The sequence below is a fragment of the Burkholderia sp. 572 genome, assembly GCF_040545135.1.
GTDB classification, from domain to species: Bacteria; Pseudomonadota; Gammaproteobacteria; order Burkholderiales; family Burkholderiaceae; genus Burkholderia; species Burkholderia cepacia.
Window position 1 is genome coordinate 648,558 of record NZ_JBEPLH010000001.1, and the last position, 16,822, is coordinate 665,379.

At 68.0% G+C, this 16,822-nt stretch carries 17 protein-coding genes and 1 pseudogene; 4 read left to right on the forward strand and 14 right to left on the reverse strand.

Annotated features, from left to right (window positions below; all coding sequences use genetic code 11):
* Positions 1 to 145 precede the first annotated feature (145 nt).
* From ABIC51_RS02975 to ABIC51_RS02985, 3 genes are all read right to left on the reverse strand, one after another.
* Positions 146 to 928: an ABC transporter substrate-binding protein gene (locus ABIC51_RS02975; RefSeq protein WP_027790415.1), complete on the reverse strand. Its 783-nt coding sequence runs from the start codon at positions 926 to 928 to the stop codon at positions 146 to 148.
* A gap of 226 nt (positions 929 to 1,154) precedes the next feature.
* On the reverse strand, positions 1,155 to 2,075 hold the full coding sequence (locus ABIC51_RS02980) for a LysR family transcriptional regulator (protein WP_021156472.1): 921 nt from the start codon (positions 2,073 to 2,075) through the stop codon (positions 1,155 to 1,157).
* A gap of 67 nt (positions 2,076 to 2,142) precedes the next feature.
* Positions 2,143 to 3,090, reverse strand: a complete 948-nt coding sequence (locus tag ABIC51_RS02985; protein WP_175898378.1) for a GlxA family transcriptional regulator — start codon at positions 3,088 to 3,090, stop codon at positions 2,143 to 2,145.
* Between the two features lie 106 nt (positions 3,091 to 3,196).
* On the opposite strand from ABIC51_RS02985, the gene ABIC51_RS02990 reads away from it, so the two are divergent.
* A complete protein-coding gene (locus ABIC51_RS02990) occupies positions 3,197 to 3,505 on the forward strand; it encodes a DUF3817 domain-containing protein (RefSeq protein ID WP_027790418.1) in 309 nt (102 codons plus the stop codon).
* The gene (locus tag ABIC51_RS02995; protein WP_027790419.1) at positions 3,502 to 3,903 is read left to right on the forward strand and encodes a CopD family protein; all 402 of its coding nucleotides are present in this window, start codon (positions 3,502 to 3,504) and stop codon (positions 3,901 to 3,903) included. The genes ABIC51_RS02990 and ABIC51_RS02995 overlap by 4 nt, the downstream gene beginning before the upstream one ends.
* Here the strand turns inward: ABIC51_RS02995 and ABIC51_RS03000 are convergent.
* The 3 genes from ABIC51_RS03000 to ABIC51_RS03010 all read right to left on the reverse strand — a co-directional run bounded on the left by ABIC51_RS03000 (position 3,890) and on the right by ABIC51_RS03010 (position 7,330).
* On the reverse strand, positions 3,890 to 4,492 hold the full coding sequence (locus ABIC51_RS03000; protein ID WP_136470183.1) for a hypothetical protein: 603 nt from the start codon (positions 4,490 to 4,492) through the stop codon (positions 3,890 to 3,892). The genes ABIC51_RS02995 and ABIC51_RS03000 overlap by 14 nt on opposite strands.
* Positions 4,493 to 4,708: 216 nt before the next feature.
* The gene (locus ABIC51_RS03005) at positions 4,709 to 6,097 is read right to left on the reverse strand and encodes an NCS2 family permease (protein ID WP_021156467.1); all 1,389 of its coding nucleotides are present in this window, start codon (positions 6,095 to 6,097) and stop codon (positions 4,709 to 4,711) included.
* 555 nt (positions 6,098 to 6,652) lie between these two features.
* Entirely contained in the window at positions 6,653 to 7,330 is a 678-nt protein-coding gene (locus tag ABIC51_RS03010; protein ID WP_146253741.1) for a TetR/AcrR family transcriptional regulator, read from the reverse strand.
* Between the two features lie 48 nt (positions 7,331 to 7,378).
* Between ABIC51_RS03010 and ABIC51_RS03015 the strand changes: the two genes are divergently transcribed.
* Positions 7,379 to 8,044 (forward strand): O-methyltransferase, encoded by a 666-nt coding sequence (locus ABIC51_RS03015; RefSeq protein ID WP_175898376.1) that lies wholly within the window; start codon positions 7,379 to 7,381, stop codon positions 8,042 to 8,044.
* Positions 8,045 to 8,182: 138 nt separating this feature from the next.
* Here ABIC51_RS03015 and ABIC51_RS03020 read toward each other — a convergent pair whose 3' ends face one another.
* From ABIC51_RS03020 to ABIC51_RS03050, 7 genes and pseudogenes are all read right to left on the reverse strand, one after another.
* Positions 8,183 to 8,701: a DUF3455 domain-containing protein gene (locus ABIC51_RS03020; RefSeq protein ID WP_059699776.1), complete on the reverse strand. Its 519-nt coding sequence runs from the start codon at positions 8,699 to 8,701 to the stop codon at positions 8,183 to 8,185.
* A gap of 141 nt (positions 8,702 to 8,842) precedes the next feature.
* A pseudogene (locus tag ABIC51_RS03025) lies at positions 8,843 to 9,031 on the reverse strand (cyclase family protein); the annotation flags it as partial.
* Between the two features lie 11 nt (positions 9,032 to 9,042).
* Positions 9,043 to 10,158, reverse strand: a complete 1,116-nt coding sequence (locus ABIC51_RS03030) for an alkene reductase (RefSeq protein WP_175898374.1) — start codon at positions 10,156 to 10,158, stop codon at positions 9,043 to 9,045.
* 64 nt (positions 10,159 to 10,222) lie between these two features.
* Positions 10,223 to 11,029 carry a 2,5-didehydrogluconate reductase DkgB gene (dkgB, locus tag ABIC51_RS03035; protein WP_146253739.1) on the reverse strand — a complete coding sequence of 269 codons (807 nt, stop codon included), beginning with the start codon at positions 11,027 to 11,029 and terminating at the stop codon, positions 10,223 to 10,225.
* 151 nt (positions 11,030 to 11,180) lie between these two features.
* Positions 11,181 to 12,137: an LLM class oxidoreductase gene (locus tag ABIC51_RS03040; RefSeq protein WP_059684101.1), complete on the reverse strand. Its 957-nt coding sequence runs from the start codon at positions 12,135 to 12,137 to the stop codon at positions 11,181 to 11,183.
* A 13-nt stretch (positions 12,138 to 12,150) separates the two neighbouring features.
* Complete coding sequence (locus tag ABIC51_RS03045) at positions 12,151 to 12,474, reverse strand: MoaF-related domain-containing protein (RefSeq protein WP_060173973.1); 324 nt, start codon at positions 12,472 to 12,474, stop codon at positions 12,151 to 12,153.
* A 28-nt stretch (positions 12,475 to 12,502) separates the two neighbouring features.
* On the reverse strand, positions 12,503 to 13,705 hold the full coding sequence (locus tag ABIC51_RS03050; RefSeq protein WP_059699765.1) for an MFS transporter: 1,203 nt from the start codon (positions 13,703 to 13,705) through the stop codon (positions 12,503 to 12,505).
* A gap of 101 nt (positions 13,706 to 13,806) precedes the next feature.
* Here ABIC51_RS03050 and ABIC51_RS03055 point away from each other — a divergent pair, with 101 nt between their 5' ends.
* The gene (locus tag ABIC51_RS03055) at positions 13,807 to 14,751 is read left to right on the forward strand and encodes a LysR family transcriptional regulator (protein WP_059684104.1); all 945 of its coding nucleotides are present in this window, start codon (positions 13,807 to 13,809) and stop codon (positions 14,749 to 14,751) included.
* A gap of 174 nt (positions 14,752 to 14,925) precedes the next feature.
* Here the strand turns inward: ABIC51_RS03055 and zwf are convergent, their stop codons facing one another.
* Positions 14,926 to 16,401, reverse strand: coding sequence for a glucose-6-phosphate dehydrogenase (zwf, locus tag ABIC51_RS03060; RefSeq protein WP_060083781.1), 1,476 nt, complete (start codon positions 16,399 to 16,401; stop codon positions 14,926 to 14,928).
* Between the last annotated feature and the right edge of the window lie 421 nt (positions 16,402 to 16,822).

Below are 16,822 nucleotides of genomic sequence, written 5' to 3' on the forward strand. Positions count from 1 at the left end.
AAACCGGCGCCAGAACGTGCCGATTTTCGTTGCGAATCATCAGGTTGGTGCGGAAAAAATAACGCCGCGGCCGCCGTGCACGAAAAAAACGGGCTCCTTGCGGAGCCCGTTCGTGCCGAAGCGAAGCGTGCGCTTGCGTGGCGGATTACTTGCCGTAGACGTCGAAATCGAAGTACTTCTTCGCGATCTTCGCGTACGTGCCGTCCTTGCGCATGCCGGCGATCGCGCTGTCGATCTTCGCCTTCAGGTCGGTGTCTTCCTTGCGCAGGCCGATGCCGGCGCCTTCGCCGAGCGTCTTCGGATCGTCGAGATCCTTGCCGGCGAAGTCGTAGTTCGCGCCGCGCGGGGTCTTCAGGAAGCCGATTTCGGCCTGCACCGCGTCCTGCAGCGCGCCGTCCAGACGGCCGGAGATCAGGTCGGCGTAGACCTGGTCCTGGTTCTGGTAAGGCACGACGTTCACGCCCTTCGGGGCCCAGTACGTCTTCGCGTAGGTTTCCTGGATCGTGCCCTGCTCGACGCCGACCGACTTGCCCTTCAGCGATTCGGCCGTCGGCATCAGGCCGGCACCCTTCTTCGTGACGAGGCGCGTCGGCGTGTTGAACAGCTTCGCCGAGAAGGCGATCTGTTCCTGACGCGCCGGCGTCATCGACATCGACGACAGCACGCCGTCGAACTTGCGGGCCTTCAGTGCCGGGATCATCCCGTCGAAGTCGTTTTCGATCCACACGCACTTCGCGTTCATGCGGCGGCAGATTTCGTTGCCGAGATCGACGTCGAAACCCACAACCTTGCCGTCAGCGCCTTTCGATTCGAAAGGCGGGTAGCTTGCGTCGACGCCGAACCGCACGGTCGACCAGTCCTTCGCATACGCGCTGCCGGCCGATACGGCGAGCAGGGCAACGGTCACAGCCGCAAGAATCTTTTTCACCAGGTGACTCCTCGTTTTGTTCGATGGGTGCGCGGTTGTGCCGCGCCGTAAGCCTTCGGCCCGCCGCGGCTTCGCGTCAGGCTGTCCGTTTCGCCCACCCGATGCGGGCGCGCGACGTGCGCAAGATTATCAAGACAAAATACCGGCAGGGCGCCTAGGACAAGCCCCGATACCGGGCCCGGCGGCGGCGCGTTGCGTGCGCCGCCGTTTCAGACACAGGAACGATTCAGCCGAGCGTTTCGTTGACCGCACGCTGCAGGCACGTGACGAATTGCGTGACGGCGGGCGTGGGCAGCAGGTCGCGCCGCGCGATGATCGACAGGTCGAAGCGCGGCATGCGCTCGTCGAGTTCGGCCGTGCGGATGCCGAGCGGCGCGACCGTCGCGGCGAGCGGGCGCGTGAAGCAGCCGATCACGTCCGAGCGCGCGACGAGCCCGAGCGTCACCGCGAACGACATCGGCGAGCGCAAGAGCCGCTTCGGCAGCGGCAGCCCGTGCGCCTGGAACATCCCGACCATCACGCTGTGCGGAAACTGCTCGGCGCCGACGGTGACGATCCACTCGGCATCGAGCAATTCCTCTAACCGGCGCGCGTGCGCGAGCGGGTGGCCTTCGCGCATCACGACGGTGAATTCGGTGGACAGCAGCGGCAACTGCGTGAAATCGCGATCGAGCGCGGGCACGTGGTGCATCGCAGCGATGTCGAGCGTGCCGTTGCGCAACTGCGCGAGCGCGTCGGGCACCGTCACTTCCTCGAGATGCAGGCTCACGTCCGGCATCGACCGGCGAAATGCCGTCACCGCGCGCGGCAGCGCCGTCAGTGCGATCGACGGCATCGTGCCGACCGCGACGCGGCCGGACATCTCGCCCTTCACCTGTTCGACGGCCTCGACCGTGCGGCGGATATCGCCGAGCAGTTGCTCGGCGCGCGGCAGCAGCGCATGGCCGCACGCGGTCAGCTCGACGCCGCGGACGCTGCGCGCGAGCAGCTCCGCGTTGAGCGCCGTTTCGAGCTCGCGGATCGTATGCGTGATCGCGGGCTGCGTGACGCCGAGTTCGCGCGCCGCGGCGCGCAGGCTCTTGTGATGCGCGGCGGAGACGAACGCCTGGAGCTGCGCGATGTTCAGGGGATTGCGGATGCGGGTCATCGATCGGGTCCGGTTGGCGCGAAAGGGGGCGGCGGCTGGATGCTTCAGGTAGTGATCCTGACGAACGTCACGCGCCGGCGCGTGCGCGGAACGTCTGGCGATAACGCTGCGGCGACGTGCCGACGATGCGCACGAACCGCTCGCGAAACGCGGTGACCGAACCGAATCCGGCTTCCGTCGCGACATGCTCGATCGACAGCGCCGTCACCTCCAGCAACTGCTGCGCGTGCCTGACGCGTGCGGTCTGCAGCCATTGCCGCGGCGACGTGCCGGTCTGTTCCTGGAAGCGCCGCGTCAGCGTGCGCACGCTCGTCGATGCCTTGCGGGCCATCTCGTCGAGCGTGAGCGGCTTGCGCAGGTTCGCCTGGAGCCAGTCCATCAGGTCGTGCAGCCCGTCGCCGCCGGCCGGCCATTCCGGCGCGATGAACTGCGCCTGGCCGCCTTCGCGCACGCGCGGCGCCACCGCGCTGCGTGCGGCGTCGACGGCAACCGCCGCACCGTAGTCGGCCTGGATCATGTGCAGGCACAGGTCGAGGCCGGCCGCCGCGCCGGCCGACGTCAGGATGCGCCCGTTGTCGACGAACAGCACGTTCGGATCGACGTCGACGTCCGGATAGCGGCGTGCGAGTTCGGTGGCCGCGAGCCAGTGCGTCGTCGCGCGCAGGCCGTCGAGCAACCCGGCTTCCGCGAGCACGAACGCGCCGCTGCAGATCGACGCGATCCGGCAACCGCGCGCGGCAGCCGCGCGCAACGCCGCGAGCACGCGGGGCGACGTGGGCGCGAGCGGCTCGGACGTGCCGGGGACCATGATCGTATCGGCGCCGGCCAGCGCGTCCAGCCGAAACGGCGGGCGCAGCTCGAACAGGTCGCCGGTGACGCGCGGCTGCTCGCTGCACACGCGCACGTGGTAGGCCGGCGCGACGTCGGGCGACCGCACGCGCACGAACGTGTCGCAGGCGACGCCCAGGTCGAACGGGACGACATCGGGCAAGGCAAGAACGGCGACCGTGTGCATGGCGTTCGCGGCCGTGGCCGGAATCCGTTGAAAGATGTCATTCTAGCCAATGGCTCGAACCCGCACCACGCGCGACAATCGCGGCGGATCAACCTGGAGCCTGCCGATGAAACAAGACGATCGCAATGCGTTGCGGAACCTGCAGTACCTGTCGTTGCTGGAGGCGACCACGCTCGTCGTGCTGGTGTGCGTCGCCGTGCCGCTCAAGCATCTGGCCGGTTATCCGGTCGCGGTATCGATCATGGGGCCGGTCCACGGCATCGCGTTCGCGATGTACGTGTGGGCGGTCGTCGGCACCGCATCGAGCGGGCTGTGGAGCAGGGGCGACGTCGCGCGGCTCGTGCTGTCGGCCGTCGTGCCGTTCGCGGGGCTGGCGAGTGCGGGATGGATCGCGCGCCGGAGGCACGCGCGATGATCTACCTGATGATGAAGACCGTGCACGTGGCGGCCGTCGTCACGTTCGTCGGCGGGCTGCTGATGCTGTCCGTCGGTGTCCGGATCGCGAACCTCGCCGTGCATCGCGCGGTGCGGCGCTGGGATCGCACGGTGACGGCGCCTGCCCTCGCGATCGTCTGGATCACGGGGATCGCGATCGCGCTGAGCGGTCACTGGTTCGGCGCGGCGTGGCTGTCGGTGAAGCTTGCGATCGTCGTCGCGCTGTCGGCGCTGCACGGCATGCTGGCCGGCACGCTGCGGCGCATGGAGCGCGACGATCTCGTCGTCGTGCCGACACCGTGGCTCGGTCAGGCGGCGGGCGCGGTCGTGGCCGCGACGGCGATCGTCGTCGGGCTGGTCGTGATCAAGCCGTTCTGACGAGTGCCGTTTCGACGGCCGCCAGCGTACGGCGCCGGATCCAGCCGCTTCCCAGCCGGATCGCGAGCCAGTACGGTGTGAGCAGCCAGCGCGTGCGCTCGCTCGGGCAGTGGATGAACGTTTCCGTGCGCAGCATGTGCGCGCCCGATGCGAGCCCGACGACCTCGAAGCGGAGCACCAGCTTCGCATCGCGCGGGTCGTCGTGCCGCACGAAGGCCGTTGCGTCGGCGATCGTTCGAACGTCGGGCGTGGGACGCCAGAAGCGGCCGACGAGGCCGAGCGACAGCGACGTGTCGTCGCGGTGGAGCAGCGTGAACGAGTCGAAGCCGAAGCGCGCGTGTTCGGGGCGGGCCGGCCCGTTGCGGAGCGCGCCGGCGACGGCGGCCGGGAATTCGCGCACCACGAGCAGTGCGTCGATGACGGGATCGGCACGCATGTCGAGCGACGCGACGGCGTCGATGATGCGCGCGGGCGGCGCGTCGATCGGCTGCGATTCATGCACTTCGTGGAACCCGAACGACGGGATGAACGGCGGCTTGCGCGCCGAGGTCCGGGTGCTCGATTCGGAGACGATGCCGAGCGCGTTCATCGCGGCTCCTGAAGGGGGCAAAGCGCGATCGTAGCACCGGGCGCGAATTTGCGTCGCGCCGTTTCCGCGACGCGCGTCGTGCTGCACTGCACTCACAAAAAAAGCCCGGAAACTTGCGTTCCCAGGCCTGGAGACCATCAACGACGATGGTGGAGGAGACGATGTCGTCCCGATGCGCGCCGCCCTTCTGCAGGCAACGTCGCGCATGTTTCGCGGTCAGATCGCCCAGCCGCCGAGATAGAACGTGACGAGCACGGCCGCGATGAGCACGGTGCCGACGTTCAGCTTGCGGAATTCGCCGCTGGCGATGCGGCCGATCACGAGCGTCGAGAAGCCGAGCATGATGCCCGTCACGATGTTCGCGGTCAGCACGATGAACACCGCGCACACGAGGCCCGACATCGCGTCGACCATGTCGTCCATGTGCAGCTTGCTCACGCTGCCGAGCATCAGCAGGCCGACGTACATCAGCGCGGGTGCGGTGGCGTACGACGGCACGAGGCCCGCGAGCGGCGAGAAGAACATCACGACGAGGAACAGCAGGCCGACCACGGCGGCCGCGAGGCCCGTCTTCGCGCCGGCGGCCACGCCGACGCTCGACTCGATGTAGGCCGCCGCCGGCGCGCCGCCGAGGAAACCGGAGAAGATCGAGCTGATCGAATCGGCGGTCAGCGCGCGGCCGCCGTTGATGATGCGGCCGTTCTCGTCGAGCTGGCCGGCCTGGCCCGCGACCGCGCGGATCGTGCCGGTCGCGTCGAACACGGCGGTCATCACCAGCGCCAGCACGCTCGGCAGCACGGCCATCGACAGCGCGCCCTTGATGTCCATCGCGCCGATCAGCGATGCGTGGCCCGGTGCGCTCAGCGACGGCAGCGCGAAGACGCCGTGGTACTTCACGGCGGGATCGAAGATCAGCCCGAAGATCGAGATCGCGATCACGACGAGCAGGATGCCGCCCGGCACGCGACGCTTCTCGAGGCCGAAGATCGCGGCGAGGCCGACGACGGACATGATCACCGGGAGGGCGGTGATCTGGCCGAGCGAGACCGGCAGGCCGGCGCCCGGGTTCTTGATCACGAGGCCGACGTCGTTCGATGCGATCAGCAGCAGGAACAGGCCGATGCCGATCCCGGTGCCGTGCGCGACGCCTGCGGGCAGGTTGCGCAGGATCCACGAGCGCACGCCGGTCACCGAGATGCCGGTGAACACGAGGCCCATCAGGAACACGGCGCCGAGCGCGACCGTCGGATGCAGCCCCTTGCCGAGCACGAGGCCGAACGCGGTGAACGCGGTCAGCGAGATCGCGCAGCCGATCGCGATCGGCAGCTTCGCCCACAGGCCCATCAGCAGCGAGCCGAACGCGGTCGTGAGGCAGACCGCGACGAACACCGCGCTCGTGTCGAAGCCGGCCTTGCCGAACATGCCGGGCACGACGAACACGGAATAGACCATCGCGAGGAAGGTGGTGACGCCGGCGACGATCTCGGTGCGTTGCGTGCTGCCGCGCGACGAAATGCCGAAGTACCGGTCGATGACTCCCTGGGTGCCAAAGTCAGATTCTGCCGCGCCGACGTCGACCGTCGGCTGCACCGGGGTATCACTCATGAGCTTGCTCCTTTATCAGCATGCTGAAACGGCCCGTAGCGAACCGTCGTCAGGGTGTCTCGTATCTGGTTGGGATTTGTCGGCAACGTCGTGGGGACGAATGACGCGTGATGCATGTCGTTACGTGCGAATCGAAACGATCGCGAGGGTGTCGCGTCGGACGACGCGTGGTGTGGTCGACCCCGTCACGTGTGCTTTGCCGTAGCGAAGGTTAGGCGAGCGGCCCATCACGTCCCATCGGGGGAAGTGCATGCAGCGCATGTCGCAGCGCTTATATCGGCGTGCGACCGGGCTCCGTCGCGACGACACGCGTGTATACGCCTAGTTCGAATCCGTTAAGGCGACTATTTGAATGCAGGGTCGACGGGCAGGGCGGGAGCGGGTGAGGCATTGAATCTTACGAATATCTTTCATCGAGGCGGTGCGCGCGCATGAAAACGGCAGCGCGAGACGCGGTGCGCGGCCGTGCGCAGGCGGCACCCGGATGATACCGGTGCCGCACGCGGCTTGCGCTCGCACGTTCCGGCCCTCGTCGCTTCGGTCGCGCCGGTCGCGTCAGTCGCTTGCGAGATGCGCGAGGTACGCGCAGAACATGTCGGCCATCGCGGTCGAATAGGCGTCGATTTCCGCCGGCGTGCGCGCGGTTTCGGAGAACGCCTTGCCGCCCGACGTGAGCGTCGTCATGATCAGCTCGCAGGCGAGCGCATGCGTGGTGTCGGGCACGCCGGGCAACGCTTCGCGCATGAACGCGTTGAAGACCCGGTTGCCTTCGGCTTTCACTTCCTGCGCTTCGGGGGCGTCGCGATAGAGCGGTGCGGCGTCGTCGAGCGCGATGCGCATGCTCGCCTCGTCGCATTCCGACTGGATGAACGCATGGACGGCCCTGCGCAGTCGCTCGGGCGGCGTCTTCTGCGTGTCCTGCAGTATTCGGCACAGCATGTCGGACGTCTGCCGCCATTCGTCGTGCTGCAGCCGGAACAGCACCGACGCCTTGTTCGGGAAGTACTGGTACAGCGAGCCGACGCTCACGCCGGCGCGCTCGGCGACGCGCGCCATCGTGAAGCGCTGCGCGCCTTCGGTCGCCAAAACCTGAACAGCAGCCTGGAGGACGTCTTCGACGAGACGGGTCGAGCGCGCCTGCCGAGGCAGCTTGCGCGTGGCAATCGGGGCGTTTCGGCGGTCGGTCATGGGCGGTTGGCCAATGCGAATAGTAAAACCTGAATAGTTCGTCATATTCTAGTCGGGCGCATTGACGCACTCAACCTGACACCGGAGATCCGCATGACCACCCTGATTCACGACCCGCTGGCGTCGCTGCTCGCGCGCCTGTTCGACGAAGCCGAGGCGGCGTCGCCCGCGACGAGCCCGGCCTTCGCCGACCTGTCGCGCGACGAGCAGGCGCGGCTGATGCGCAGCAAGACGGACTACACCGATCTGTATGCGCGCCTGAAGGACTATCCGCTTTCCGTGTCGCGCGAGACGGGCACGCTGCTGTACATGCTCGCGCGCAGCAGCGGCGCGCGGGCGATCGTCGAATTCGGCACGTCGTTCGGCATTTCGACGCTGCATCTCGCGGCCGCGCTGCGTGACAACGGCGGTGGCCGGCTGATCACGAGCGAGTTCGAACCGTCGAAGGTCGCGCGCGCGAGGGCGAACCTGACAGCGGCCGGGCTCGCCGATCTCGTGGAGATTCGCGAAGGCGATGCGCTGCGCACGCTGGCCGCCGATCTTCCGGATTCGGTCGACTTGTTGCTGCTCGACGGCGCGAAGGGGCTGTATCCGGAGATCCTGGCGCTGGTCGAACCTCGCCTCGGCGCGGGGGCGTTCGTCGTGGCCGACAACGCGGAATACAGCCCCGACTACCTCGCGTATGTGCGCGCGCCGGAAAACGGCTATCTGTCGGTGCCGTTCGGCGGCGATGTCGAATTGTCGATGCGGATACGCTGAACGGGCGTAACGCGGGTGTCGACGCTTTCACGCTTCCGCGCATGAAAGACAGGAAAACTGAATGAATGGCGGCGTGGCAGCGTGGTGGCAGGAAGCGGGAAGAGGCCCGGTGCCGGCGGCGCCGGGCGTTACCTCACTTCACTTCAGGAACACATAACGCGCGAAGTAAGGAAAGCGTCCGACCGCATGCTCGGTCGTGCACGTCGCGGCCGGCGGCGTGCCGCCCGCTGTGTCGAGCCGCTGCACGAAGCGCACGCCGGCAAGCGTGCCGGTGGCGGCCGGCGTGGCCGCGAGCAGCAGTTGAGGAACGCTGCCCGGGCGTGCGCTCGGCGCTTCCTCGAGCTTCTTGCCGGTAATGCGGCTGCCGTCGAGTGCCTCCCACGACGGGCCCGCGCCGTGCCGGACGACGAGGGTGCCGCCGGCATCGAACAGCAGCGCTTCGGGGTACTGGAATGCCCACGCGAGCCGGTGCCCGGCATCGTATTCGCAGGCATAGACCTGCATGCCGCTCGCGGTGGTCGACAGCACCGGCGTGGCCGGCTCGGGCGGCGCGAGGCCGGCGGCCTCGTCGGCATGCGCGGGCGCGGTGAACGCCGCGCAGGAAAGACCGGCCGCAAGGGCCAGCAGCATGTCGCGTGTCGGGGAACGGCTGGGCATGGCGGAGCGTCCTCTCAGGTCGGGTGACGGTCGTGTGAAGTCGATCTCGTCAACACTAGACGCCGATGGCGCGGGCCGCAACCCGGAAATGACAATCGCGGCGCTAGCGGCCGCGATTGTCCGGGGAAGGCGGATGCGCGATCAGCGGATCGCAACCGGGTTGATGTTGACCTGCGTGGAGCCGACGTACAGCGGCTGGCCGAGCACGAACAGGAATTCCCACGCCTTGTCGCGCACCAGCGCGCGGCTGTCGATCAGCTCCAGGTTGTAGATGCCGCGCTTCGCGAGCATGTACTGGTTGATCGGGAATTCATCCTGCGTGTGCGGATTCCTGTCGATCGTCACGCCGCGGCTTGCGCGAGCGTCGGGTAATCGGTCAGGCCCCTGGCACCGCCGCCGAACAGCGTGTTGCGGTCGTGCGGCGCGAGCGCGGCGCCGGTGCGCAGGCGCTCGGGCAGGTCGGGGTTCGCGACGAACGGGCGGCCGAACGCGACGAGGTCGGCCCAGCCGGCGGCGATCGCTTCGCGTGCGCGCTCGGCGGTGTACGCGCCGGCGTAGATCAGCACGCCCGGGTACGCGGCGCGCAGCTGCTGCTTGAATTCGAGCGGCATCAGCGGCGCGTCGTCCCAGTCGGCTTCCGCAATGTGCAGGTAGCCGACGCCGAGCTCGCCGAGCAGCTTCGCGGCCGCGAGATAGGTCGTTTCCGGATCGTCGTCGACGCAGCCGTTCAGCGTGGTCAGCGGCGCGAGGCGGATGCCGACGCGCGATGCGTCGCCGGTGCCTTCGATCAGCGCCTGCGTGACTTCACGCAGGAAGCGCAGCCGGTTCTCCAGCGAGCCGCCATATTGGTCGGTACGCGTGTTCGCGTTCGAATCGATGAACTGGTTGACGAGGTAGCCATTCGCGCCGTGCAGCTCGACGCCGTCGAAGCCGGCTTCGATCGCGTGGCGCGCGGCGGCGCGGTACTGGTCGACGATCTCGCGGATTTCGTCGACGGACAGCGCGCGCGGCTCGGATGCCTGCACGAAGCCCGGCGTGCTGCCGTCTTCACCGGCGATGAACACGTTCACGCCCTTCGCCTGGAGCGGCGACGACGATACGGGTTGCGCGCCGCCGAGCAGGCTCGTGTGGCTCAGGCGGCCGACGTGCCACAGCTGCGCGAAGATGCGGCCGTGCGCGGCATGCACGGCGTCCGTCACCTTGAGCCAGCCGGCGACCTGCGACGGCGTGTGAATGCCGGGCGTCCATGCGTAGCCCTTGCCGAGCGGCGCGATGTAGGTGCCTTCGCTGACGATCAGGCCCGCGCTCGCGCGCTGCGCGTAATACGCGGCCATCAGTTCGTTGGCTTCGTCGCCGGGCTGGCTGGCGCGCGAACGCGTCATCGGCGGCATCACGATGCGGTTCGGCAGCGTCAGCGCGCCGAATTGCAGCGGTTGGAAAAGCGGGTCCTGGGTCATGATGGAGTCCTGTCGGTGCCGCGGCCGGCTGGCCGCGGACGATTCGATTGAGAGAGCGGTGCGCTTAGTCCCACTTCGGCGCGAGGCCGGCCGGGTCGACTTCGCGGCCGTTGCGCTCCAGCGCGGCGATCTGCGCCATGTCTTCGTCGGTCAGGCGCAGCGTCTGCGCGAGCAGGTTGCTCGCGAGGTTTTCGCGCTTCGTCGACGACGGAATCACCGAGTAGCCGAGCTGCAGCGCCCACGCGAGCGCGACCTGTGCCGGCGTCGCGTCGTGACGCTGTGCGATCGCGCCGATCACCGGGTCGCCGAGCACCTTGCCGTACGCGAGCGTCATGTACGACGTCACGTGGATGCCTTCGGCGTTCAGGAACTCGACGAGCTTGCGGTTCTGCAGGTACGGGCTCAGTTCGATCTGGTTCGTCGCGATCGCATCCTTGCCGACGGCCGCGATCGCTTCCTTCGTCAGTTCGATGTTGAAGTTCGAGATGCCGATCTGGCGCGTGAGGCCTTTCGACTTCGCGTCGGCCAGCGCGGTCATGAACGCCTCGATCGACACGCCGTTGCCCGGGGCCGGCCAGTGGATCAGCGTCAGGTCGACATAGTCGGTGCGCAGCTTGCGCAGGCTTTCCTCGAGGCTCGCGACCAGCTTTTCCGGTGCGTAGTTGTCGACCCAGATCTTCGTCGTGAGGAACAGGTCTTCGCGGCGCACGCTCGATGCGGCGATCGCTTCGCCGACTTCGGCTTCGTTGCCGTAGATCTGCGCGGTGTCGATCGCGCGGTAGCCCACTTCGAGGCCGTTACGCACCGAGTCGATGACCACCTGGCCTTGCAGGCGGAACGTACCGAGGCCGAATGCGGGAATGTTGCTCATCAAGTGCTCCTGAAAGGGGTGGAACGGTTGCGGTATGGCAGTCATTCTGGCGCTTGATACTGATGAGATAAACGCCTTTAGAGGTCAAAAATATTTGATTTGAATTCAAATATCGGTCGTGCGGCGGGCTCGCTCGAGGCCGTTGCCGGCCTTATGCGGCGCGCGTCTGCGCGTTTGCCTTCGTCTTCGCGTGGAATGCCGGCAGCACGTCCGACGCGATCTCGGCCATCGTCTCGTCGAGCGGGCGGCGGTTGCGGCGGAAATGCAGGCCGATGTGCCGTACGCCCGCGTCGCGCATCGCCGCGAGTTCTTCCGTCAGCGCGATGCGTCCGGCGCGGGCGCCGAAGCGGTGGCGCTGCAGCGGCTCGTGCGGATCTTCCGCGAGGTCGAGGTGGATGAAGCTCACGTACGGCTTGTCGCCGGCCACCGCGCGCCAGTTCGCGGCGCGCTGCGCGTGGTCGGCCGGCGTGCCCGGATACGCGAGGCAGCCGTCCATGTGTTCGCCGATCCACGCGGGCGTCTGCTGGGCGAGACCCGCGACGAGCAGCGGCACCGGCGAGCGCGCGGCCGGCAGCACCTCGAGGCCCGGCGGCAGGTGCCCGCGTGCGCCGTCGCGCAGCAGCGCGACCTGGTCGCGGAAATTCGCGCCGCGCGACGCGAAGTCGCGGCCGAACAACGGATATTCGACCGGCCGGTCGCCGCTCGCGACGCCGAGCATCAGGCGGCCGCCGCTCAGTTCCTGGATCGTCGCGGCCGATTTCAGCGTCAGCAGCGGCTCGCGCAGCGGCAGCACGACGGCCGCCGTGCCGAGCAGGATGTCGTTCGTGATGCCGGCGAGGTAGCCGAGATACGAGAACGTTTCGAACACCTGCGCGGCGTCGCCGAACGACGGGTCGTACACCGGCACGTCGCGCACCCAGAGCGCGCGGAAGCCGAGCGTGTCGGCCAGCTGCGCAAGCTCCGCGTGGATCGCCAGGTCGGGCACGCCGGGGCGGCGGCCCTGTTGCTGGCGCTTCGCGTCGCCGGCCGGCGACCAGTCGTTGTCGAGCGGGAGTTCGATGCCGACGCTGAAGCCGCCGTCGGCGAGTTTCTCGAGTGAAGTGGACATGGTCGGGCTCCGTTCAGACCGCGCGCAGGCTGCCTTCGAGGCGGTAGAAATCGAGCGACGCCGCGGTGAAGAACGAGCGCGACGTGCCGGCGGCGAAATCGTCGACATGCACGACCGTCGCGCGGTCGGCTTCCTGCCACGAGATCGCGTAGGTGTCGCCGGCGACGTGCTGCCACGTGTATTCGACTTCACCCTTCGCGCCCGCGTACGGGCCTTCGGTGATCTCGTAGCGCATGTGGAGGCCGTCCTCGTCGTACGCGTTGAGCGCGGTGAGGCCGTCGTAACGGACTTCGAAAGTCTTGCCGGCGAACGGCGGACGTTGGGTCGATGCGTTCATGCTGGTTGGCTCCTGCAAAAAGTGACGTTCAATGAGCGAGTTCGACGGGTTCGGCCGTGCGTTCCGGCAGCCCGTGGCGGCGGTCGAGACGGCCGCTCAGCGCGGTGAGCGCGAACGCGCCGAGCGTGACGACGGCGGCGATCCACGGCGTGTGGCCGAGGCCGACGTTCGCGACGATCAGGCCGCCGAGCGACGAGCCGCCGGCCACGCCGAGGTTGAAGGCGGCGATGTTGAAACCCGATGCGACGTCGGTGGCGTCCGGCGCGAAGTGGCGCGCCTGCTTGACGACGTACACCTGCAGCCCCGGCACGTTGCCGAACGCGACCGCGCCCCATGCGAGCATCGTCAGCACCGCGAGCCATTTCACGTGGATCGTGAAGGTCAGCGCGAGCAGCACGATCGCGAGCAGCAGGAAGATCCGCTTGAGCGCCTTCACGGGGCCGACGGCATCCGCGAGCTTGCCGCCCCACACGTTGCCGAACGCGACCGACACGCCGTAGCCGACGAGCACGAGGCTGACCTGCGACGGCGTGAAGCCGGCGATCTGTTCGAGCAGCGGCGCCATGTACGTGAACGCGATCAGCGAGCCGCCGTAGCCGACGGCCGTCATCGCATAGACGAGCAGCAGGCGCGGCTGGGCCAGCACGCGCAACTGGCGGGCGAGCGGCGCCGGCGGCGTCTGCGGCAGGCCGCGCGGCACGAACGCCACCGCGCCGAGGAACGCGACGAGGCCGAACAGCGCGACGATCAGGAACGTCGCGCGCCAGCCGAAGTGCTGGCCGATGAAGGTGCCGAGCGGAATCCCGGCGACGAATGCGACGGTCATTCCGCTGAACATCGTCGCGATCGCGCTGGCGGCCTTGTCTTTCGGCACGAGCGTGGTCGCGATGATCGAGCCGACCGAGAAGAACACGCCGTGCGCGAGGCCGGTGAGCACGCGCGCGACGATCAGCGATTCGTAGCCCGGCGCCTGCCAGGCGACGAGGTTGCCGACGGTGAAGAGCGCCATCAGCCCGGCGAGCAGCGTCTTGCGCGGCACGCGGCCGGTGAGCGCGGTGAGCAGCGGCGCGCCGATGGCGACGCTCAGCGCATAGAGGCTGACGAGCAGGCCGGCCGACGGCAGGCTGACGCCGAGATCGGCGCCGATCGTCGGGATCAGCCCGACGATCACGAATTCGGTCGTGCCGATGGCAAAGGCGCTGATGGTCAGCGCAAGCAGGGCGAGTGGCATGATGGGATCCAGGTTCCAGTAAGGATGGATCGCAGTGTGCCGACTTTACTTTTGCGGAAAAACTGGTCTATAAACCAAATTGTTTTGATTTCAGATCAACAATGAAGATCACGCTCGACGAACTCCAGGCCTTTGCCGCCGTGGTCGACACCGGTTCGATCACCGCGGCGGCCCAGCAGCTCGACCTCACCGTGTCGGCCACGAGCCGCACGCTCGCGCGGCTCGAGGAGAAGCTGAAGACCACGCTGCTGCGCCGGACTACGCGCCGGCTCGAACTGACCGAGGAAGGGCGCGCGTTCCTGCAGGACGCGCGCGCGATCATCGAATCGGTCGAGACGGCGGAAGAGCAGATGCTCGCGCGGCGCGAGATGCCGTCGGGGCGGCTGCGCGTCGACGCGGCGACGCCGTTCATGCTGCACGTGATCGTGCCGCTCGTACGCGGCTATCGCGAACGCTTCCCGAAAGTCGAGCTGGAACTGAACAGCAACGAGGGCATCATCGACCTGCTGGAGCGGCGCACCGACGTCGCGATCCGGATCGGGCGGCTGAAGGATTCGACGCTGCACAGCCGGCGCATCGGCAACAGCCGGCTGCGCATCTTCGCGAGCCCCGCGTATCTCGAAGCGCACGGCCAGCCGCGCAAGGTCGAGGATCTCGGCAAGCACACGCTGCTCGGCTTCACGCAGCCCGAATCGCTGAACGTGTGGCCGATCCTCGGCGCGGACGGCGAAGCGTGCCGCATCGAGCCGGACATCTGTTCGTCGAGCGGCGAGACGTTGCGGCAGCTCGCGCTGGAGGGCGCGGGTGTCGTCTGCCTGTCGGATTTCATGACCGCGCAGGATCGCGAGGCCGGGCGGCTCGTGCAGGTGCTCGCACGCCAGACGCTCGAGGTCGAACAGCCGATCAACGCGGTGTATTACCGGAATACCGCGATTTCGTCGCGGATCGCGTCGTTCGTCGATTACATGATCGAGGTGCTGGGCGGCGGGAGCGGCGGCAGCGATGCGCCGGCGCGGCGCAAGGCGGCGTGGATGGGGACGGTGTAGCCGGGGCGGCTGCATCGTTGCCGCCGGGCGCCGTTCCCGCGCAGGACAGCTCGGCGGACGTCCTCCGGCCGAAGCGAACGGCGCGGAGGCGGGCGGTGCGCGGCGGGCGCGCCGATGTGATTCGGCATGCCGACGGCGCTTGCGCTGCCGACATGCCGTCGCGTGCCGCGCTTCCTACGCTTCCTCGGACCACGACATCCCGTCGCGCGCGAGCAGCGCCGACGAAGCCGCGGGCCCGAACGTGCCGGCCGTGTACAGGCGCGGCCGGTCGCCGAGCTGCTTCCAGCCGTCGAGGATCGGCTCGACCCACGACCAGGCAGCTTCGAGCTCGTCGCGCCGCATGAAGTGCGTGAGGCGGCCGCGGATCACGTCGATCAGCAGCCGTTCGTATGCTTCCGCGCGCCGCTCCGGAATCGCCTGCTGCAGGTCGAGGTTCAGGCTCACGGGCACCATGTTCATCCCGCTGCCCGGTTCCTTCGCGAGCATCTGCAGTTGGATCGACTCTTCCGGCTGCAACTGGATCACGAGGCGGTTGCTGTAGTGGCGCGGGCCGGTCGGGATGATCGAGAACGGCATGTCCGCGAACTCGATCACGATTTCCGACTGGCGGCGCTGCAGACGCTTGCCGGTGCGCAGGAAGAACGGCACGTTCGCCCAGCGCCAGTTGTTGATGTGCGCGCGCAGCGCGACGAAGGTTTCCGCGCGGCTGTCGGCCGGCACGTTGTCTTCCTCGAGGTAGCCCTTCACCGGCTGGCCGTCGACCGCGCCGGCCGTGTACTGGCCGCGCACCGTGTCGCGGGCGACGTCGGAGAGCGCCATCGGCCGCAGCGAGCGCAGCACCTTCAGCTTCTCGTCGCGCACCGCGTCCGGGTCGAGCGACACGGGCGGCTCCATCGCGACGATGCACAGCAGCTGCAGCAGGTGGTTCTGCACCATGTCGCGCAGCGCGCCGGTATGGTCGTAGAAGCCCGCACGGCTGCCGACACCCACCGTCTCCGCCACCGTGATCTGCACGCTGCGGATGCTCGGCGCCTGCCACAGCGGCCCGAAGATCGGGTTGCCGAAGCGCAGCACCATCAGGTTCTGCACGGTTTCCTTGCCGAGATAGTGGTCGATCCGGTAGATCTGCGATTCCTCGAAGTGCTTGCCGACCGCATTGTTGATCGCCTTCGCGGACGCGAGGTCGTGACCGAGCGGTTTTTCGAGGACGACGCGCGAGTGCCTGTCGACGAGATGCGCGGCCGACAGGTTGTCGCAGATCGTCGTAAACAGCTCCGGCGACGTCGACAGGTAGAACACGCGGATCGCGTCGCCGCGCGCCGCTTCCGCGAGCCGCAGGTAGTCGTCCGGCGCGTTCACGTCGATCAGCACGTACTTGAACAGGTCGAGGAAACGGCTCCAGGCGGCGGGATCGAACGCCTTTTCGTCGATGAACGGGCGCGACTGCTCGTCCATGAACTTGCGATAGCCGTCGATGCCCCAGTCGCGGCGGCCGACCGCGATGATGCGCGTCTCGGGCGGCAGGTTGCAGTGCAGGTGCGCCATGTACAGCGCGGGCAACAGCTTGCGGGCGGCCAGGTCGCCGCCGCCGCCGAAGATGATCATGTCAACGGGCCGGTCGGCCGCGGTCTGGGTAGGCTGATTCGTCATGGGAGGTTCGCGTCTGAAACGGTGAGCGTGGAACGAACGTCGAAGGCGCCGGGCGCCGGTACGGCAAAACCCTAATAGTGCACGCATTTGATGGATCGCGTGTGTGTCCGTTTCCTGTCGCGCAGCTGGTGGATGGGGCGCAGGCGGGTCGCAGGCGGTGCGGGCGTTGAAGGAGCCGGGCCGCTGCCGGAGCGGGCGAGCGGCATGGACGGTCGTCGGGCGGCGGCTCGCCGGCAGGGTGTGGCGCCGCCGGCCTGCGAGCCGCGTCGCCTCACTCGATCGGTACGGCGTTCGGCATGCGCATCCGGTATAGCGACACGGCCTGGATCGCGAGCGTACAGACGATCGCGAAACCGTCGGCCGGAATCGGGTCATGCCGCGTGAGCGGTCAGGCTCGGCACATGAAAGAACGCTGCGAAGC